Raw genomic sequence first — 19,234 nt, forward strand, 5'->3', positions numbered from 1 at the left:
GGTGCCCGCGCGGGAACAGGCCTGGTACACAGGGCTTCGGGCCCCCGCCCCGCCGCGAGGACGGCACGGCGGGGCGGGGGCGGTCCGGTCAGGCCAGGCGGTCGCGCAGCTCCTCCAGGAAGCGCAGCACGGCCACCGAGCCGGGGTCGCGCTCGCCGGCGCCGCGCTCGCCGACCCAGGCGGCCCGGCCGCGCGAGGAGGTCAGGCCGCGGGTCTCCTCCACGGTCCGCTCCGCGGCCCCGGCCGCGGCAGCGGCGGCGGCTCCCGCGCCGGCGGTTCCCTCCAGGGCCCGCTCGACACCCAGCAGGACGTCGACGAACGTCTTGTCCCCGGGCCGGGCACCGCCGCGCTCGCGGACCCGCGCGGTCAGGGCGGAGGTCAGGCGCGCGGCGTCCGCCGCCGACAGCCGCTCGCTCTCCTCCGACGCGGCGGCCGCGGCCAGGAGGCCGGTGCCGACCAGCGCGGCGAAGGTCGAGGGGTTCGCCGCGGCGAACGCCGAGGCGGCGGCCCTCAGCGCGTCGGCGTGGTGGACGTCCTCGGGCAGGGCCAGCAGCGCCTCACGGGCGGCGGCGGCCCCGGCGGAGACCGTGATGCCCAGGTCGCCGTCGCCGAGCCTGGAGTCGAGTTCGCGCAGCTCGTCGGCGTGCGCCGGCATGCGCTCCAGCACGTCGGCGATCAGGGATCGCAGAGCGCTGGGCGTGCCGGTGCGGCGCGGCTCGGGTGCCCGGCCGACCGCCCCGGGAGCACCGTCCTCCGCATCCCGCACAGCCGCCTCCGGGACCGCACCCGTGTCGCCCTGGGAGAAGAACGGGGACGCGGCCGGCGCGTCGAGGAGCTCGGCGAGGCCGTCGTCGAGCAGCAGCAGCGACACCGAGGCCCCCGCCATCTCCAGGCTCGTGGCGAACTCGCCGATGTAGCGGCGGTGGATGACCACGCCCCGCTCGCCGAGCACCTGGTGCACGCGCCGGTAGATCAGGTAGAGCTCCTCCAGCGGCGTCGCGCCCAGGCCGTTGACCAGGACGGCGACCCGCTCCCCGGGCTTCGGGTCGAGCTCGCCGAGGATCTCGGTCAGGAAGCGGTCGGTGATCTCGTCCGCGGTCTCCAGGGCGCCCCGGTGGCTCCCCGGCTCGCCGTGGATGCCGATTCCCACCTCCATCTCGCCCTCGCCGAGCGTGAACGTGGGCTCTCCCGCGGCGGGCAGGATCGTGGGGGACAGGCCCACACCCATCGTCCGGGTGCGGTCCACCGTGCGCTGGGCGACCGCGCGTACGGCCTCCAGGTCGTCACCGCGCTCGGCGGCGGCACCCGCGGTCTTGTAGGCGAAGAACAGCCCCGCCACACCGCGCCGGGTCGACTCCTTGCCGCGGGGCGCCGAGAGCACGTCGTCGGTGCCCAGCACCGTCGCCGTCCCGATGCCCTCGGCCGCCACGACGTCGGCGGCCAGGTCGAAGTTGTAGACGTCGCCGCCGTAGTTTCCGTACAGGTAGAGCACCCCGGCGCCCCCGTTGCTGCCCCGGGTCGCGGCCGCGATCTGCTCGGAGGAGGGGGAGGAGAAGACGTTCCCCACGGCGACCCCCGTCGCCAGGCCCTGCCCCACGTATCCCAGGAACAGCGGCAGGTGGCCCGAGCCGCCTCCCGTCACGATGCCCACCTTGCCCGGCACCGGCGCGTCGGCGCGCACGAGGGCACGCCGGTCGGCCGTCACCGCCCGCAGGCGGTCGGGGTGGGCCATGAGCAGGGACTCGGTCACCTCGTCGACGAAGTCCTCGGGCCGGTTGATGATCTTCTTCAGTACCACTGCCGCCTCCTCGGGCATGCCTTCGGAACAGGTCTCAGGCCAGGGCCTCGGCGGTCTCCCGCAGGACCTCCAGGTCCGCCTCGGAGACGGAGCCCTCGCTCACGCGGGCCGGGCCCGCGGCCAGGCCCTGGAGGGCCAGGCCCGCCTTCAGGTGCGGGATGCTCCCGGCCCGAACGGCGGCGACGGCCCGCTCGATCAGCGGCTGGGCCGCCCGCACGCCCTCGGCGTCACCGCTGTTCAGGGCGTCGCGCATCGCGACGAACGGGCGGGGGAACACGGAGGAGACACCCGAGACGACGCCCGCGCCGCCGGCCCGCACGAACTCCTCGAAGGCGATGTCGTTGCCGGACAGCACGGAGAAGCCCCTCGGCGCCGCGGCGAGGTAGGCCGCCACCGACGCGTCGGACTCGCCGCTGATCTTCACACCGCGCACGCCGATGCCGGCCAGGCGGTCGAGCACGGAGGGCGCGGCCGGGGTGGTGGAGCGCAGCCGGAACAGGTACGCGTACACCTCCGCGTCCCCGGCCGCAGCGACGAGCCGCTCGTAGTAGCGCAGCAGCGCGTCCTCGGGCGCGGGGAGGAAGTACGGGGTGATCGCGGCCAGGCGGACCGCGCCGGCCTCGACCGCCCTGCGGACCAGGCCCTCGGCCTGGCGGGGGGCGGCCGCACCCACGTGGGCGTAGACGCCCTCGGGGCCGAAGACCTCCAGAGCGGTCCGGATGGTCTCCAGGCGCTCCTCGTCGTCCAGCGCGGTGAACTCACCGGTGGTACCCGCGACGAACACGCCGTCCACGCCCTTGTCCCGCACCGCGGTGAAGAGCTCGGCCGCACCCGCGGGGTCGAGGTACTCGTTGGCCAGGAACGGGGTGGGCAGTGCGGTGATCACCTTGGCGGACGCAGGCATGGTTCTCCTTGGAAGGGAAGTGGGGAGGCGGCGGCCGGGTGCGCCCGGCCGCCGGCCGGATCAGGGCGCGGGGGTCTCGAGGGCCTTCTTCGCACGGCGGTTGCGCAGGGCCGTGCGCACCGGCGGACCCACCAGAGCCAGGAGGCTCACCAGCAGCAGACCGACGGCGATGGGACTGGTGAGGATGTTCGCGGGCCCGCCGATCTCCAGCGCCCGGCGGAGGTTGCCCTCGGCGAGGGAGCCCAGGATCAGACCCAGGACGACCGGCCCCGGCGGGATGCCGAAGCGCTTCAGGAACAGGCCCACCAGGCCGAGGACGAGCATGACGCCGACGTCGAAGACGTTGTTGCTCACCGCGTAGGTGCCGACCATGCAGAAGACGAGGATGACCGCCCACAGGAAGTGCTGGGGCAGCTCCAGCAGCTTGGCCACACCGCGCATCCGCATGATGCTGGCCAGCAGGGCCACGACCGTGGCGATCAGCATGATGCCGGCGATGCTGTAGACGAGGTCGGGCTGGTTGGTGAACAGGGACGGGCCGGGCTGGATGCCCCAGACGACCATGGAGCCGATCATCACGGCCATCACCGAGTCACCGGGAAGGCCGAGCGCCAGCGTCGTCGTCACGGAGCCGCCCAGGGTGGCGTTGGACGAGGTGTCCGCGGCGGTGATGCCCTCCAGGGAGCCCTTGCCGAACCTGTCGGGTCGCTTGGAGACACGGCGGGCCTGGTCCCAGCCGAGGATGCCGGCGATGTCGCCGCCGGTGGCCGGGACGATGCCGACCACACCGCCCACCCCGCTGCCGACCGCCAGCGGCTTGAGCATGGTGCGCCAGTCCCTCTTGTTCGGGAACCAGCGGCCGAATTCCTTGATCGGTTCGACCTTGTGCCCGCGGCGGTGCGTGAGGATCTGGTTCAGCACCTCGGCGATGCCGAAGAGGCCGATGATGGCCGCGATGAACGGGACGCCGTCCGAGAGCTCCGGAATGCCGAAGGTGAAGCGGGGCGTGCCGGTGATCGGGTCGCGCCCGACGGCGCCCAGCAGCAGACCCAGGGCACCCGCCATCAGCCCCTTGACGATCTTGCCGCCCGAGACGCCGATCATCATCGTGAGACCGAAGACGACGAGGGCGAACATCTCGGCGGGGCCGAAGTTCAGGGCCAGCCGCGACAGCGGGATCGCCGCGACCATCAGCAGGACGAGCCCCACCACGGTGCCCCAGGCCGAGGCGAAGGCCGATGCGGTCAGGGCCAGGCCGGCCTGGCCCTTGCGAGCCATGGCGTAGCCGTCGAAGGTCGTCGCGATCGAGGCCGGGGTCCCCGGGGTGTTGACGAGGATCGCCGGCACCCGGTCGCCGAAGTTCGACGACACGTAGATCGTCAGCAGCACGGCCAGGCCCGGAAGCGGGTCCAGGGCCAGGGTGAAGCTGCTGGCCAGGGCGACGGCCATGGTCGCGGTCACACCGGGGAAGGCTCCGACCAGCATTCCGAGGAGGGCGCCCGCGCCGATGCACAGGAGGATGGTGGGGTCCAGCAGCGCGCCGAAACCCTCGACGATCGGACTCATAGTGGCACTCTCAGGAGGACGCCGAACAAGAGGTGGAGGACCGTGGTCACGACCACGGGGAAGAGCAGCAGGGCCTTCCATCCCCGGCCGCCGCCGATCCAGGTCAGTGCAGCGAACAGCAGCGCCGTGGAGACCCGGAAGTCGACGAAGTACCAGAGCACGCCGTAGCCGAGGATCGAGCCGAGCATGGCGACCAGCCGCCAGGCCCCTTCGCGGGTGGCCGGGTCCGGGATGTCGGTGTCGGCGGCGACCGCCTTCGCGGACCGCTTCCGCAGGGTGCCTGCGACCAGCAGGACGGCCAGCAGGAGCAGCGCCCCCGACAGGACCTCGGGCCACCACCGGGGACCGATCTGGGTCAGGCCCTCCCTCACCGGGATGCCGAGGGTGAGGACGAACGCGCCGACCGCGAGCGCGGCACCCGCGGCGGCGGGGACGAGGTCGCGCAGCGGGTGGGCGGAGCGCGCCCCCTCCTCGGCGGGAGAGGGCGCGCCGGTGCCGGGTGCTTCCGGGGACACGGGTGTCAGTCCTGGTTCCCGAGCAGCTCACCGAAGCGCTTGTGCTCGTCCTCGACGAACTGCGCGTACTCGGCGGCGGGCACGTTGACCGGGATGTTGCCCGAGTCGCTGATGATGGTCGTGAACTCCTCGGAGTCGGCGGCCGCGGCGAACGCCTCCTCCAGCTTCTGGAGCACGTCCTCGGGCAGGCCGGCGGGCGCGCCGATGCCGCCCCAGCCGCCGATGGTGACGTCCACACCCTGCTCGGCGGCGGTCTGCACGTCGGGGAGGGACTCGGAGGGCTCGGAGTCGAACACCGCCAGGACGCGCAGCTGGCCCTCGGAATGCGACGGGGCGGTCTCGGAGATGCCCGCGACGACCGCGTCGACCTGGCCGCCGACGGCCGCCGTCACGGCGGGGGCGCCACCGTCGAAGGGCACGGGCTTGAACTCGCTGCCGGTGGCGTTGCCCAGTTCGGTGGTGGCGGCCTCCCAGATGGAGCCCGCGCCGGAGTTGGAGACCGTGATGGAGCCCGGGTCCTCCTTGGCGGCCTCGACCAGGTCGTCCAGGGTCTCGTAGGGGCTGTCCGCGGGGACGGCGACGGTCGCGGGAACCGAGACCATCTGACCGATCAGGTCGTAGTCGGCCGGGTCCACGTCGTAGCCCTGGTGGCCGAGCATGACGGTCTCGACCGGCAGGTAGCCGATGGTGTAGCCGTCGGCGGGGCGGCCCGCGAGGTACTCCAGGCCCACGGAGCCGGCGCCGCCGCTGCGGTTCTCGACGATGATGCTCTGCCCGAGCGTCTCCTCCATCTCCGCGGCGAGGGTGCGCGCGGCGAGGTCGGAGGCACCTCCGGCGTCGTAGGGGACGACGAGGGTGACGTCCTCGCTCGGGTACTCGGAGGAGTCCTCGGTGACGCCCCCGCGGTCGGCGCAACCCGCGGTGAGGAGCACCGCTCCTGTCGCGACGGCTGCCAGTTTGAAGAATGTGGGGCGCATGTTGTCTCCGGTGTTTCGGTGCCGGCCCGCACGGGGCCGTGCCTCGGTGAATGGGTGTGGTTCCCGCCGGATCAGTCCGACCCGGGACGGGAATAGGGGGCTCGGAGCCTCAGCCGGGCGTTGTCCAGGTGGTCGTGCAGCTCGGCGAAGACGGCGTCGGGGTCTCCCGACTCGATGAGCCCGGCCAGCACCTCGTGGGCGGTGACCGAGGGCTCGAGGTCCTCGTAGCGCTCGTTGGAGGCCAGGAGGAGGACCTCGATGGTCGGCCGGTACTGCGCCCACACGTCGGCGAGACGGCGGTGACCGGCGACCTCGTAGAAGACCGAGTGGAAGCGGACGTCGGCGACGGTGAAGCCGTCCGCGTCCCCGTACTCGCCCGCGCTCCGCATCTGCTGGAGCGGACCGCGCAGGCCCTGCACGAGGGCGGAGCGGTCGCGCTGGAGACCGATCTCCAGCGCCAGGCGTTCGAGGGACTCCCGGAGGGAGAAGAGCTCGTCGATGTCGTCCCCGTCGAGCCCGACCACGGTCGCGCTGCGGCGGTTGGTGTCGATGAGGCCCTCCGAGGCCAGGATCTTCAGTGCGTCCCGGATGGGGCCGCGGCTCAGGTCGAACTGCTCGGCCAGGTGGCCTTCGACCAGGGCCGTCCCGGGCGCGTAGCGCCCGGTGACGATCAGGCGCCGGAGCTCGCCGGCGACCTTGTCGCCGAGAGCCTGCTGCTTGATCGGCAGGATCTCCGACATGGCTTCCCTTCGGTTAACGGTTAACTGTTGACCAGGTTGAGTCATTATGTGACACGTGTCAACGGATGGAACACAAGAGAACTTCGGGACCTTGGGCCCGCACTGGGTCAGAGCCCCGTAACCGCAGGGGTTCCGGGAGGTCCAACGGAGGCAAAAATTTTTTGTGTCCTCCCTGTTCGGAGGGCCCATGAGGTGTCCGGGAGAGCTCCGGAGCCCTCTGGAGAGGTGCGCGGGTCCCGTGCGTCGGGGGCCGCACCCGAGATGTCACAAGGATTCACGCGGCCACGGGAACCGGGCCAGGCGCAGGAGCGGATGTCCCGGAGACGCGGGGCGGACATGGCGAAGGCCCCGACCGGGAGGTCAGGGCCTTCGCTTGTCCGGATGCGGTGGAGGGCGGTCAGACACGGCTGCCGGTCAGGTGCTCCAGGAAGGAGCGGTAGTCCTGCAGGGCCACGCGCAGGGACTCGGTGTCGTTGCGGCCGTCGCCCCAGGCGGAGCGCAGCGCGGCCTGCCGGGACTCGATCTCCGAGACCAGCGCGCCGGCGACCTTCTCGGCCAGGGCGTCGGCCTCGCGCACGGCCCGCTGCGGGTCGTCGACGAACTCGCCCTGGGCCTCGCGCCAGCGGAGCTGGAGCTCCTCGGGCTCGAACCCGCGCGGACGCAGCTGCCACTGCCCCTCCGCGTCGGAGCTGCGCTGCCCCGGGATGTTCGCGTACTGGCTGCCGGCGCCGCCGTGGTGTCCCGTGGACGCGCCCGGGTCGGTCACCTCGGCGTCCACCACCGACACGTCGCCGTGGGCGGGACGGGTCTCGGCGGAGCCGGTCTCCCAGCGGTGCTCGCCGTGCCGGGTCTCGCCGGTGCCGTTCGTGTGGTCCACCATGCGGTCCTCCTCACCTCGTGCGTGCTGTCGCGGGTTGTCTCCGGGGTTGATCACAGCCTCCTCCCCGAGTGCTCGGCCGTGCCGTGGGCCGCCGGCAGTCCGCCGGCCAGGGCGTCCACGAGACCGCGGTAGGCCACCAGCTCCTCGCGCAGGTGCTCGGTACCGCTCTGGTCGGCCGTACGCCCGGCGCGCTGGGCGCGGCGCAGGGCGGCGACGGCCGCGGGGTGGTCCACCGACAGGTCGCGGATGCGCTGCTCGAAGCCCGCACCACCCTCGGCACCCGGACGGACGTCGGGGTAGCCGCGGTCGGCCATGGCCGACTCGACCACGGCCTGCGCGTCGCGGACGGCGCGGACGGGGTTGTCCACGAACTCCTGCTGGACGGCGGCCCAGGCGTCGTCGTGGGCCTTGACCTCGTTGCTGGTCAGGTCGCGGAGCTTCATGCCCCGGCGCCGCCGGAGCCGCTCGGACAGGTCGCGCTCGGCGGCTTCCCTGTCCCCGTGGGACTCCACGGCGTACTGGTATTCGTCACCGAAGTGCTTCTTCAGCTTGCCGGACCTGCTGCCGGGGAGAAGGTTGAGGTACGCGGCGATCGCCAATCCGATGGCGATGACGGCCAGTACCACTACAGCTATGAGAACTATGGTTGATGTTTCCAAGGGGGCACCTCCTGTGGAGGCCCCTCTGCCCATGGAAGCCATTTCGAAACACGCTCGGTTTCCATTCGCCGGGGAGGGAAGACAGGGGCCGGGGAGTGCGTCGGGGCCCTCGGTGAGCCATGGGACTTGTCCGTTTTCCGGTGCTGACCTCGACCTTTATCTGTTTCACATCTGAGGCCGCCAAGGGGGAGAGGGCTTCCTGACCAGGGCGCCGGAGGGTGCGGGTCGCTCCCGCGCACGGTGTGGTCGGCCGGATGTTCGGTCGGGTGCTGGGGTCCAAGGGGGGCGCCGTTTAGCGGTGAAATGTCCAATCAAATGACTTTGATGGCATTCGCCAGGGATGTTCTCGGCGAAGTTCTGGCCTGGGGAGATGCGTCTTCCCGAAATTTTTTCCCGCTATCTCTCCATAGCGCTCCCTGGATCCTCTATTCTTTATTCGAATCCAACAACTGAACACGTGACCCCGCGACGCCATCAAGCGCCCGGGGTCGTGGCCAGCAACTCACCACTTGAAGAACAGGATTGCCAGCGTGCACCAGTTTAGTGCTGCGCTTGTGAGCCGTACCCTCGGTACGCTCCTGGCGTTGATCTTCCCGCCCCGCGGCCGCCACTGCGGTTCCGGTCTTCTCTCCCGTCGCCGCAGGTCGACGCGGGTCCGCCGCTACGTGGCCGGCCCCGCCCCGGCGACCGCTTCGCGACACACCCCCGCGCCTTCCCAGTCCCAGTCCCGGCCCCGTCCGGCCGAGCCCCGTCCGGCCGAGCCCCGTCCGGCCGAGCCCCGTCCGGCCGAGCCCCGTCTGGCCGAGCCTCGTCTGTCCGAGCCCCGCCAGGTGCTGAGCGCCGACGATGTGGCGTTGGTGCGGCCCTACTACGAGGCCCACGAAAAGCACGTGGCCCGCATGCGCGCCGCCTTCCAGGCAGACATCGGATCCGAGCAGAAGCCCCAACCGTCTCGCCCGCCCCAGCTCCCCCAGGCACCCCAGCAGCCCCAGGCACCTCAGCTTCCCCAGCTACCCGAGCCGCGCGTCCTGGAGGGCGACCTGCTCGCCTGCGAAACCGCCCCCTCCCCGAGCCCGCACTCGCACTTGCGTCTGCACCCGTGTCCGCGCCTGTACCCGAGCTCAAGCCTGAGTCCGGCTCTGCGTCCGCCCCTGTGCCGGTGTCTGTCCCTGCGCCCGTTCCTGCGCGGGGTCGTCACCACCGTGTGGACGAGGCCGAGCTGGACCGTGAACTGGCCCGGCTCACCCGCATGTGGCACGTCCAGCGGCAGAACCTCCGGATGGGGGTGCCCGCATGAGCGTGCGCCGTGCCTTCTGGGAACACCGCACCTACCCGGGTGACCTGGCCCAGCTCAGGCAGGTCCGCCGCGATCTGGCCGCCGACCTGGCCGGCTTCCCCGACGAGGCGGTCGAAACCCTCGCCCTGTGCGCCAGTGAGCTGTTCGCCAACGCCTGCAAGTACACCGCCTCCGGCCAGAAAGACGGCCAGGTTCTCCGCACGCTGTGCCTGCGCCGGGGACGCCTGCTGCGCCTGGGCTTCACTGACGACGGAGGCAGCGGCAGTGCTCCGCAGATCCCTACCGAGCGCAGCGATGACGAGTGGGACGAGGCCGAGGGCCAGCGCGGACTCCTCATGATCCAGGAGTTGTCCACAGCCTGGGGATACTCACGCACCTGCCCCTGGGCTGACCTGGGCACCTCCACCTGGGCCCTGGTCCCCCTGCCCAGCGGCACCACACCTCCGCCGGGCCTGAGGCCCTACATCTTCACCCGCTGACACGGTGGGGACTCCTCGACCTCTCCGAGGAGCCCCCACCCCCTCCTCCACACCCAGAAAAACCCGCGTTCCCTTTCTTGGATGTGTCTTATTTCCCGTGATCTTGTACCTAGCGACAACCTCACCCCGTTTTCCTGCCCTCCCGCATGCAGCGAAAGTGTCCGTAAGTACAAGATCACGGGAAGAAAATCCGCTGGCTAGAGAGGAAGGCCGAATTCCGACCGAGGCGAGGAAGCCCCCGAACCGAACCAACCCGGGGGTAGACCTGAGTCTTCGATCCGACCGGAAAACCCGCGCTCCCTCTCTCAGCTGTGTCTTATTTCCCGTGATCTTGTACCTAGCGCCAACCTCACCCCACCCTGCTGTCCTTCCGTATTCAGCGAAAGTGTCCGTAGGTACAAGATCACGGGAAGAAAATCCGCTGGCCAGAGGGGAAGGCTGAATTTGGTCGAGGTGAGGAAGGTCCCGAACCGAACCAGCCAGGGGGTAGGTCTGAGACCCTTGAGGCGCCTGGGATCTCGAACCGACTGGGAAGTCGGCGCTTTCTCTCTTGGCTGTGTCTTATTTCCCGTGATCTTGTACCTGGGGTCAACTTCACCCTGTTTTTCTGCCCTCTCGCATGCAGTGAAAGTGTCCGTAGGTACAAGATCACGGGGAGAAAAGTCGCTGGCCAGGGTGGAATAGACGGAAACCTTTGGCCATTCCTGCGCCCGTGCTCGGATCCTGCGTTCGCATCCGCACCTCTACTTGGGCCCTGGTCCCTACTTTGGTCCTCTCTTCCAGAAAAGGAGTTGTATGCCCAGCCGATCCCATGAGATCCCTTTGCGGTTGGTCCAGAACCAACCCGCCCTGGCCCCGGTGCTGCTGCGCGAGGTCCTGGACTATCCGCTGCCCGAATACTCGGAGGTGGCCTCCACCTCCGAGGCCCTGACCAACTGCGACCCCAAGGAATGGAACGTCGACAGCGCGGTGGTGCTGCGCCAGGGGACCCGCACTGTTCTGGGGGTGGCGGTCGAGAGCCAGGGCCGGGCCGATCCCGACAAGCACTACAGCTGGCCCGCCTATCTGGGACTGCTGCGGGGAAGGCTGCGCTGTCCGGTGGTGCTGGTGGTGCTGTGCCCCGATGAGGCCGCTGCTCGTTGGTGTGCCCGGCCCGTGGATGTGGGCCATCCCGGCTTCGTGCTGCGTCCGCTGGTGATCGGTCCCGATGACCTGCCGGTGGTGGCCGAGGTGGAGCGGGCACGGGAGCTGCCGGAGCTGGCGGTGCTGTCGGCCCGTGCCCATGGCAGTGGTGATGTGCGCACGTTGAAGGCGCTGGTGGAGGCGTTGGATGCCACTGCTGACCGTAACCGTGCGTTCTACTATGACTATGTGCTGAGCGGTCTCAACGAGGCGGCTCGCCGGGAACTGGAGGGCCTGATGTCCGTGGAAACCTACGAATGGCAGAGCGACTTCGCCCGCAAGTACGTCGGCATCGGCCGTGAGGAAGGCCGCGAAGAAGGCCGTGAGGAAGGCCGGGAAGAGGGCCGCGCCCAGGGGGTGGCCCGTAGTGTGATCGGGGTTCTGGAGGCCCGCGGGTTCACCGTCTCCGACCAGGTCCGCGCCCGTATCCGGTCCTGCACCGACCTGGGTGTGCTGGAGGCCTGGGTGCCCAAGGCCGTCACCGTCCAGGCCCCCGAGGACCTCTTCGACTGACCGAACTCTCCGGCGCACGCCGGCCGGTCGTCGACGATCTTGCTCCCGGTGGACGGGACCCCCGCCGAGGTCACCCCGGGAGCAAGATCACCGCTGTTCAAGGGCACGTGGAACACGCCCTGAGTTCGTGCGCCGATTATGCGGCCTCAGGGTCCGCGTGCCTACTCACGGGTGTACCGGGACAGCCCGACGCTCGTCGTGCAGCGCCCCCAGGAGCAGGTGTTCAGGACCGAGGACGTTGTGCCGGGACTGCAAGGCCTCGGTATAGGCCTGGGTGAGGTGGCCGAATCCGATGGCCGTGACATGTCCCCCTGTTACTGGAGGAAGCCTTGATCGTCAGCAGGATCATCGACGAGGAAACCCGCGACGGAGTCAGGATGAAGGCGTTCATCCTGGGGTTCCCCACGTTCTTGGGTGAAGGACGGGGTCTCGTCCAGATCTTCACGGGCGGCAAGCTGGCGCGTGACGTGTACGTGCTCACCGAGATCAAGTCGAACCCGATGGAGACGGGCCTGGTCACTCGTGTGCCGGAGCTGGCCGCGATTCTCCAGAAGGATCTCGCTCTTCCCGGCCCCGAGCCCCTGATCGCCGGTGAGTGGTACGCCCACTACGGCCCTTTCTCCTACTACGACGACATCGGCCCCGCCAGCTTCACCACCATCCCCCTCGGCTGGGAGGAGGACCGGTTCACCGACCCGATCTCAGATCGCAAGGTCGTCCCCGACGACGAGGCCGAGGCGCTGCGCAAGCGCTTGTCCCTGCCTCCGGTCGAAGAAGTCCTGGAAGCCCTGGGTGAGAGGGCCTGACCCGCAGGGAACCTCAGGAGACCAACCGGATCTCGGGGCGTGACCTGTGACGCCAGGTCGAGCAGGGGTTGTCCGAAGCTCCGGTAGCTGCGTTGAGCCTCGATCAGGGAGGGACTGTTCGCTTCTCCCTTCATGGTCGGCCAGGGTGTTGCTTCAACGAGTTGACACCACCGGCGGCGCTTGCGCCGCCGCCTTGATCCCATCCGCTTTCCCATGGAATCTTCCTCGGATTCAGTCGGCAGGGTCACCCCAGGTGCGGTGACATGAGGGTCACTGCTCACCCATCAGCTTGGGTAGGGTTTCATGCCCCTGGCCAGGGTCCTGCGTGTGCTTCGCCAGCTCATCGAGGGTCCTGTTCACATGTTGGACGACCTGCTCCGGAGGGACCCCGAGGTTCTGGAGGACTTGGCAGGCAGTGTTGCCCTTACCGCTCAGCAGCCCCAGAAGCATGTGCTCTGTCCCGATGAAGTTGTGCTCTCGTTTCAGCGCGGCAGTGAGAGAATCTTCCAGAGCCTTCTTGGTCTCACGATCGAATTTGCGGTAGGGACGAAGAATCCGCTTCTGCCGTCCGCCGAGCTGCGCTACCTGTGCGCGAACGGCCGCGTACTCCAAGCCGAGAGCTGCCAACGTGCTGGCGGACAGACCGTTGCCCTCCTGAGCTAGCCCCAACAGGAAGTGTCCACTGCCGATGCGTTTGTGCTTGAGCGCGACCGTTTCGTTCTGCGCATGCACGACCGCGTTCCGCGCCTGGTCGGTGAACCTTTCGAACATGGCCTGGGCTCCTGGATCACTCAAAAGGGGACGCTTGCTCCCACACCTTCTCGTAGCTCTCCAGGTAGGTGCCGACCAGGGTCCCGCCGGGGATCTTGCGCAGGCGGAACACCGGGGCCTCGGACGCCATCGCACCGTAGACGTGGGTGTTCACGATGACCTGGTCATCTGCCCGATAGATCGAGTTGTAGAGCGTCGTCCCATGGAGCCGGAACTCCACGCCTTCCACCTCGCGCAGTCCGCGGCACAGCAGGATGACGTTCCGGATCTTGGACGCGAACAGCTCGCCCAACCCCTCGTCCTCGCCGCGCTGGGCGACGGCCTCGCTGTCCGGGTCTCCCAACAGGATGCGCACACGAACGCCGGCCTTGGCCTTCTCAGCCAGTAGCCGGATCATGCTCGGGTCGTCGGCCAGGAAGAACCCGCTGAACACCAGGATGGAGATCTCTTCCCTGGCCTCCTGGAAGATGCGCTTCCACAGCTCTGCCGGGATGCTCCCCCGGTGGGGGTAGATTTCGATGATCTCGCTCTGTGAGGCGGCTTTGCTCTGCTCCGGGGTCAGTGCCTCCGGCCACAGGTACGTCTCCTCCGCGCCGAGAAAGGCCGCGGCGGCGTACCGGTGGCGCCGGTAGGGGGTGCGCCCCTGGGTGATCCAGCGCTCCGCACTCTTGGCGTCCACGCCGATCTCCTCGGCCAGGTCGCCCGGGGTGGCCCCGCGCTGGAGCAACGCGGCTCGCAACCTCTCGTTCGGCATGGACCTCGGGGGTTCGCTGGATGTCTGGGGACGCGCTCACATTATCGAGACGTCCAGCCATGTAGTGATCTCGCCCCGTGCTCCTGAGGGACTGTGGAACCGTTCGCAAGCTCCTGAAATCCGGTGGCGGCGCGGCGTAGCCTGGAGGACAGCGAGGAACGCCCGGTGCTGTCCGTCGCCGAGGTCTTCGAGCTGGCCGACGCCATCAAACCCTGCTACCGGGCGCTCGTGCTGCCGGCGACGTTCGGCAGTATGCGGTGGGGCGAGTTGGCTGGCCTGCACCGCCGACACTTCGACCTCGAAGCCCGGACCGTGACCGTGCGTGAGACGGTCACCGACGTGGGCGGACTCTACAAGGGCAAGCCCAGGTCCAAGGCCGGATACCGGACGGTCTTCCTGCCGGGGCTGGTCGTTCCGGACCTGCGCCGCCACTTGGAGGAGTACGCTGCCCCGGGGCCGAACGGGTTCGTGTTCGTCGGGGTGCGCGGCAACCAACTGCGCCGGAGCAACTTCTCCAAGTACTGGGCCGACGCCCTTCACAGCGTCGGCCTGGAGGACGTCCACCTCCACGACCTCCGGCACACAGGCAACACCTTCGACGCCGAGGCCGGGGCCTCCGTCCCGGAGCTGATGAAGCGGATGGGGCACTCCAGCTCGAGGGCGGCGATGATCTACCTCCACGCGCGCGACGAACGCGAATGCGAGATCGCCGACCGGCTGGGGGAGAGGGCCGCCGAGGAACTACGGGCCAAGCGGCGGAACCGGGACGGCGACGACCCCCTCCGCCGGTCGCCGCAGCGGTTCCCTGACGGGCTTGTCGCACGTATGTGGCACGGACTCCGGCACCCACCCGGGGAAAGCGGAACGGCCAGGTGTTCGGTTCTCACCGAGTCACCTGGCCGTTCTCCTTCTGGAGCGGATGACGGGAATCGAACCCGCGTTATCAGCTTGGGAAGCTGAAGTTCTACCATTGAACTACATCCGCGCTGTCCACCGGTGGGGACCGGTTGCAACGCTGCCATCCTAGCCCAACTTGCGGTCGCTCGGGCAACTCGGTGACCGGAACCGGACGTTCCCGCTGGTTCGGGGGGCTGTGGCCGACGCGGTGGGCCCGTGCGGTGGCGGGTGCCGGTAGGTTCGGAGCGTGTTGCTCTCCGATCGCGATATCAAGTCCGAAATCGATGCCGGCCGGGTTCGACTCGACCCCTTCGATCCCGGGCTCGTGCAGCCGTCCAGCATCGACGTGCGGCTGGACCGCTTCTTCCGGGTGTTCGAGAACCACAAGTACCCCCACATCGACCCCTCGGTCGAGCAGCCGGACCTGACCCGGCTGGTGGAGGCCGACGCCGACGAGGCGTTCATCCTGCACCCGGGCGAGTTCGTGCTGGCGTCCACCTACGAGGCGGTCACACTCCCCGACGACATCGCGAGCCGGCTGGAAGGCAAGAGCTCTCTGGGGCGTCTGGGACTGCTGACGCACTCGACGGCGGGCTTCATCGACCCCGGGTTCTCCGGGCACGTGACGCTGGAGCTGTCCAACGTGGCGACGCTGCCCATCAAGCTCTACCCCGGCATGCGGATCGGCCAGCTGTGCATGTTCCGGCTGTCCTCGCCGGCCGAGCACTCCTACGGCTCCGCGGTCTACGGTTCGCGCTACCAGGGGCAGCGGGGGCCGACGCCGTCGAGGTCGCACCTCAATTTCGCCCGTACCCGGATCGAGTCCTGAACCGAACTTCTCCGTGAAGGACGGAGTTTGCCATGCCCGAAAACGGGCACTCTCGGTTCGGTCGCGGCAGCATACGGTCACAAAGCGCTCCTGTCCTCACTATGTGACCGATATCACCCCTCAAGGATGGGTGGTATAGATCACATTTATGCGTTATGTGTGGTCAGGAAGGTGCTGTGCGGTCGGATGACCGTTTTTATGAGGTTTAAACCTGTTATCTGCTAGTGACACAGTCTCCGACCTTGTCGAGGGGATCTCGGTAAGGTTGCGCCCCGATGTGAACCAAGGTGCTGGTCACGCCCTGTGGGGTGCATGCAGAGGGGCTCTGCGCGGACCGGTTGCCTGAGGAGACCGGGGTCCGGCCGGCAGCGTTTCGGGCCTGGTCGGGACCAGCCCCGTTGAGGAGACCGTGCCAGCACTACGCGCAGACCACTTGTACAAGGTGTTCGGCAGACAGGCCCCGGCCGCCGTGAAGCGGCTCGCCGACGGCAGCCACCGCGACACCGTCGCCGACCTGGACGTGACCGCCGCCGTCATCGACGTCTCCTTCGAGGTCGAGCCCGGCGAGATCTTCGTCGTCATGGGCCTGTCGGGATCGGGCAAGTCCACGCTGATCCGGATGCTCAACGGACTCCTGGAGCCCACCTCCGGAACCGTCGAGGTCACCGGTACCGACATCACCGGCCTGAGCCGCAAGGAGCTGCTCAAGCTGCGGGGCGAGCGGATCAGCATGGTCTTCCAGCACTTCGCGCTCCTGCCGCACCGCACGGTCCTGGAGAACGCCGCCTACGGCCTCGAACTGCGCGGGCTGTCCCGCGGCGAGCGGGCCGAGAAGGCCCGCGAGACCCTCGGGCTCGTGGGGCTCGCCGGCTGGGAGGACAAGTACCCCCACCAGCTCTCCGGCGGCATGCAGCAGCGCGTCGGCCTGGCCCGCGCGCTGGCCGCGGACACCGACATCGTCCTCATGGACGAGGCCTTCAGCGCGCTCGACCCGCTCATCCGCCGCGACATGCAGACCCAGCTCCTGGAACTCCAGGCGAGCCTCGGCAAGACGATCGTCTTCATCACGCACGACCTCAACGAGGCCATGCGCCTGGGCGACCGCATCTGCGTGCTGCGCGACGGCCGCGTCGCCCAGATCGGCACCGCCCAGGAGATCCTCGACGAGCCCGCCAACGACTACGTCGCCCGGTTCACCGAGGACGTGGACCGCACCCGCGTGCTCACCGCCGCCAGCGCCCTCGAACCGGGGGCGGAGGCCGGGGACGACTGCCCCGAGGTCGGTGCCGACACCACCCTGGCCGACCTGTGCACGGGCATGGCCGAGGCCGAGCACCTCCGCGTGGTCGACGAGGACGGCAGCGTGATCGGATCTGTGTCCCGAGCCTCCGTCATGGCCGCCCTCTCCGGAGCGCGCGGAGGTGAGCGGTGAACCCCGTCGACTTCCCGCCCGCCCTGCCCGTCGGTGAGGGCTTCGAGGCGCTCAACGCCTGGCTCAAGGACAACTTCGCCTGGTTCTTCGACGCCGTCGGTGATTTCGTCCGCTGGGCCGTCGCCGCCCTCTCCGGGTTCTTCACCGAGCCCGCCGCCGGCCAGCTGGCCGTCATCGCCGCCGCGCTGATCGCCGTGCCGCTCCTGCGGACCCGGCGCCTGCCGGTGCTGGTGACCGTGGGTGCCGCGGTGCTCCTGTACCTGGCGCACGCCCTGTTCGCACTGGGCAACACGATCATCAACAGCCTGCCGCCGCAGCTCTTCCTGTGGGCGATGAACCTGTTCGACCAGCAGTACGTCGACGCCTGGTTCTGCATCTCCCTGCTCTTCCTGGCGGCCGTCACCGTGATCGGCCTGCTGGACGCGCCCGCCCGTGTGCGCACCGCGGCCGTGGCGGGCGGCTGGCTGATCGCCGTCGTGCTCGGCTGGCTCCTCCTGCCCGCGCTGGTCACCCAGCCCCGGGCGCTGCTGATGATCCTGCTGATGAGCCTGCTCGCGCTCGCGGTCGCCGGGTGGCGGCTGGGCCTGTTCGGCCTGCTCGCGCTCTCCCTCGTCGCTTCGGTCGGCCAGTGGTCCAACGCCATGGACACCCTCGGACTGGTGCTGGTGGCCAGCGCGATCGCCGTCGTGATTGCCATCCCCATCGGCATCCTCGCCGCCTACAGCGACCTGGTGAGCAAGATCGTCAAGCCGGTCCTGGACCTGATGCAGACGCTGCCCGCCTTCGTTTACCTCATCCCGGCCATCTTCTTCTTCTCCATCGGCGCCGTCCCCGGTGTGGTCGCCACGATCGTGTTCGCGATGCCGCCCGGCGTGCGCCTGACCGAGCTCGGCATCCGCCAGATCGACAGGGAACTGGTGGAGGCGGGCGAGGCGTTCGGTGCCTCCAGCCGCCGGATCCTCACCGGGATCCAGCTGCCCCTGGCGCTGCCGACCATCATGGCCGGCGTCAACCAGGTCATCATGCTCGGCCTGTCCATGGTCGTCATCGCGGGCATGGTCGGCGCGGGCGGTCTGGGCAGCGACGTCTACCAGGGCATCACCCGCAACGACGGCGCCCTCGGCTTCGAGGCCGGCATCGCCGTGGTCATCCTGGCGATCTTCCTGGACCGCCTCACCGCGGCCGTCACCCGCAAGGGCCCCGGCGCCGCGACCGCGGCCGCCTGAGCCCGCCCCCGATCCCGCAGCACGAAGTTCCCCGAGGGAAGGAAGTCCCACCATGCACAGCCGCAAGCGCATGACAGCCCTCTCCGCAGCCGGCATGAGTGCCGCGCTCCTGCTGACCGCCTGCGGAGGCGGCGGAGACCAGGACCTGACCGGCCCCGCCGACGGCGGCGGCGAGGACGCCAAGGAGATCAACATCGCGCTGATCGCCTGGGAGGAGGCGATCGCCACCACCGCCATGTGGCAGGTCATCCTGGAGGAGAAGGGCTACGACGTCACGGTCACCGACGTCGACGTGGCCCCCATGTACCAGGGCGCCGCCAACGGCGACGTGGACCTGTTCCTGGACACCTGGCTGCCCGTCACGCACGCCGACTACTGGGAGGACTACGGCGACCAGCTGGAGGACCTCGGTGCCTGGTACGACAACGCCAAGCTGACCATCACCGTGCCCTCCTACATGGAGGACGTCAACAGCATCGCCGACCTGGCCGACCACGCGGAGGAGCTGGACGGCCGCATCGTCGGCATCGACCCCGGCGCCGGCCTGACCCGTGTCACCCGCGAGGAGGCCATGCCGGGCTACGGCCTGGAGGAGGACTTCGAACTGGTGGAGTCCTCCACCGCCGCGATGCTCGCCGAGCTGGACTCGGCCATCGCCGACGAGGAGCCCATCGTCGTCACCCTGTGGCGCCCGCACCCGGCCTACGCCAAGCACGACCTGAAGGACCTGGAGGACCCCGAGGGCCTGATGGGTGAGGCCGAGACCGTCCACGCCGTGGGCCGCGACGGCTTCACCGAGGACTACCCGGAGCTCGCCGAGTGGCTGGGCGGCTGGGAGATGAGCGACGACGAGCTGGCCACGCTGGAGGCGCTGACGGTCTCGGAGGACAGCGAGTACCAGGACAGCCCGGAGGAGGGCGCCCGCGTCTGGCTGTCGGAGAACCCCGAGTTCGTCGAGCGCGTCCTGGGCGACGACGCCGAGGGTCTGGAGTTCTAGGCCCTGCCTTTC

General features: G+C 69.4%; 17 protein-coding genes, 1 tRNA gene and 1 pseudogene. 8 read left to right on the forward strand and 11 right to left on the reverse strand.

What is annotated here, in order from left to right:
- Nucleotides 1-88: 88 nt before the first annotated feature.
- From FHS13_RS18825 to FHS13_RS18860, 8 genes are all read right to left on the reverse strand, one after another.
- Nucleotides 89-1,798, reverse strand: a complete 1,710-nt coding sequence (locus FHS13_RS18825; RefSeq protein ID WP_343065082.1) for a dihydroxyacetone kinase family protein — start codon at nt 1,796-1,798, stop codon at nt 89-91.
- 34 nt (nt 1,799-1,832) lie between these two features.
- Entirely contained in the window at nt 1,833-2,702 is an 870-nt protein-coding gene (locus tag FHS13_RS18830) for a dihydrodipicolinate synthase family protein (RefSeq protein ID WP_184293276.1), read from the reverse strand.
- A gap of 60 nt (nt 2,703-2,762) precedes the next feature.
- A complete protein-coding gene (locus tag FHS13_RS18835) occupies nt 2,763-4,268 on the reverse strand; it encodes a tripartite tricarboxylate transporter permease (protein WP_184293277.1) in 1,506 nt (501 codons plus the stop codon).
- The gene (locus FHS13_RS18840; RefSeq protein WP_184293278.1) at nt 4,265-4,783 is read right to left on the reverse strand and encodes a tripartite tricarboxylate transporter TctB family protein; all 519 of its coding nucleotides are present in this window, start codon (nt 4,781-4,783) and stop codon (nt 4,265-4,267) included. Before FHS13_RS18840 ends, FHS13_RS18835 begins: the two co-directional genes overlap by 4 nt.
- A gap of 5 nt (nt 4,784-4,788) precedes the next feature.
- Nucleotides 4,789-5,760 carry a tripartite tricarboxylate transporter substrate binding protein gene (locus FHS13_RS18845; RefSeq protein ID WP_184293279.1) on the reverse strand — a complete coding sequence of 324 codons (972 nt, stop codon included), beginning with the start codon at nt 5,758-5,760 and terminating at the stop codon, nt 4,789-4,791.
- Between the two features lie 71 nt (nt 5,761-5,831).
- Nucleotides 5,832-6,500 carry a GntR family transcriptional regulator gene (locus FHS13_RS18850; RefSeq protein ID WP_184293280.1) on the reverse strand — a complete coding sequence of 223 codons (669 nt, stop codon included), beginning with the start codon at nt 6,498-6,500 and terminating at the stop codon, nt 5,832-5,834.
- A 397-nt stretch (nt 6,501-6,897) separates the two neighbouring features.
- On the reverse strand, nt 6,898-7,380 hold the full coding sequence (locus FHS13_RS18855) for a hypothetical protein (RefSeq protein ID WP_184293281.1): 483 nt from the start codon (nt 7,378-7,380) through the stop codon (nt 6,898-6,900).
- A gap of 50 nt (nt 7,381-7,430) precedes the next feature.
- On the reverse strand, nt 7,431-8,006 hold the full coding sequence (locus FHS13_RS18860; RefSeq protein ID WP_343065083.1) for a hypothetical protein: 576 nt from the start codon (nt 8,004-8,006) through the stop codon (nt 7,431-7,433).
- A gap of 1,326 nt (nt 8,007-9,332) precedes the next feature.
- Here FHS13_RS18860 and FHS13_RS18865 point away from each other — a divergent pair.
- The 3 genes from FHS13_RS18865 (at nt 9,333) to FHS13_RS18880 (ending at nt 12,316) form a co-directional block, all read left to right on the forward strand.
- Nucleotides 9,333-9,815, forward strand: coding sequence for an ATP-binding protein (locus FHS13_RS18865; protein ID WP_184293283.1), 483 nt, complete (start codon nt 9,333-9,335; stop codon nt 9,813-9,815).
- A 795-nt stretch (nt 9,816-10,610) separates the two neighbouring features.
- Nucleotides 10,611-11,510, forward strand: coding sequence for a hypothetical protein (locus tag FHS13_RS18870; RefSeq protein ID WP_184293284.1), 900 nt, complete (start codon nt 10,611-10,613; stop codon nt 11,508-11,510).
- Between the two features lie 329 nt (nt 11,511-11,839).
- Nucleotides 11,840-12,316, forward strand: coding sequence for a hypothetical protein (locus FHS13_RS18880; RefSeq protein ID WP_184293286.1), 477 nt, complete (start codon nt 11,840-11,842; stop codon nt 12,314-12,316).
- A 270-nt stretch (nt 12,317-12,586) separates the two neighbouring features.
- On the opposite strand, the gene FHS13_RS18885 is transcribed toward FHS13_RS18880, so the two are convergent.
- Both FHS13_RS18885 and FHS13_RS18890 read right to left on the reverse strand, forming a co-directional pair.
- Nucleotides 12,587-13,087, reverse strand: a complete 501-nt coding sequence (locus tag FHS13_RS18885; RefSeq protein WP_184293287.1) for a Clp protease N-terminal domain-containing protein — start codon at nt 13,085-13,087, stop codon at nt 12,587-12,589.
- A gap of 16 nt (nt 13,088-13,103) precedes the next feature.
- Nucleotides 13,104-13,841 carry a DUF5919 domain-containing protein gene (locus FHS13_RS18890; protein WP_184293288.1) on the reverse strand — a complete coding sequence of 246 codons (738 nt, stop codon included), beginning with the start codon at nt 13,839-13,841 and terminating at the stop codon, nt 13,104-13,106.
- Between the two features lie 141 nt (nt 13,842-13,982).
- Between FHS13_RS18890 and FHS13_RS18895 the strand changes: the two are divergent.
- Nucleotides 13,983-14,621: pseudogene (locus FHS13_RS18895) on the forward strand (tyrosine-type recombinase/integrase); the annotation flags it as partial.
- A 131-nt stretch (nt 14,622-14,752) separates the two neighbouring features.
- Here FHS13_RS18895 and FHS13_RS18900 read toward each other — a convergent pair.
- A tRNA-Gly gene (locus tag FHS13_RS18900) sits at nt 14,753-14,826 on the reverse strand.
- A 159-nt stretch (nt 14,827-14,985) separates the two neighbouring features.
- Between FHS13_RS18900 and dcd the strand changes: the two genes are divergently transcribed.
- From dcd to FHS13_RS18920, 4 genes are all read left to right on the forward strand, one after another.
- Nucleotides 14,986-15,567, forward strand: a complete 582-nt coding sequence (dcd, locus tag FHS13_RS18905) for a dCTP deaminase (RefSeq protein WP_184293289.1) — start codon at nt 14,986-14,988, stop codon at nt 15,565-15,567.
- A gap of 433 nt (nt 15,568-16,000) precedes the next feature.
- On the forward strand, nt 16,001-16,999 hold the full coding sequence (locus tag FHS13_RS18910; protein ID WP_184293362.1) for a quaternary amine ABC transporter ATP-binding protein: 999 nt from the start codon (nt 16,001-16,003) through the stop codon (nt 16,997-16,999).
- Complete coding sequence (locus tag FHS13_RS18915; RefSeq protein ID WP_184293290.1) at nt 16,996-18,225, forward strand: ABC transporter permease subunit; 1,230 nt, start codon at nt 16,996-16,998, stop codon at nt 18,223-18,225. Before FHS13_RS18910 ends, FHS13_RS18915 begins: the two co-directional genes overlap by 4 nt.
- A gap of 52 nt (nt 18,226-18,277) precedes the next feature.
- Nucleotides 18,278-19,222, forward strand: a complete 945-nt coding sequence (locus FHS13_RS18920) for a glycine betaine ABC transporter substrate-binding protein (RefSeq protein ID WP_184293291.1) — start codon at nt 18,278-18,280, stop codon at nt 19,220-19,222.
- The last annotated feature ends 12 nt before the right edge of the window (nt 19,223-19,234 follow it).

Source organism: Nocardiopsis algeriensis, assembly GCF_014203695.1.
GTDB lineage: Bacteria > Actinomycetota > Actinomycetes > Streptosporangiales > Streptosporangiaceae > Nocardiopsis > Nocardiopsis algeriensis.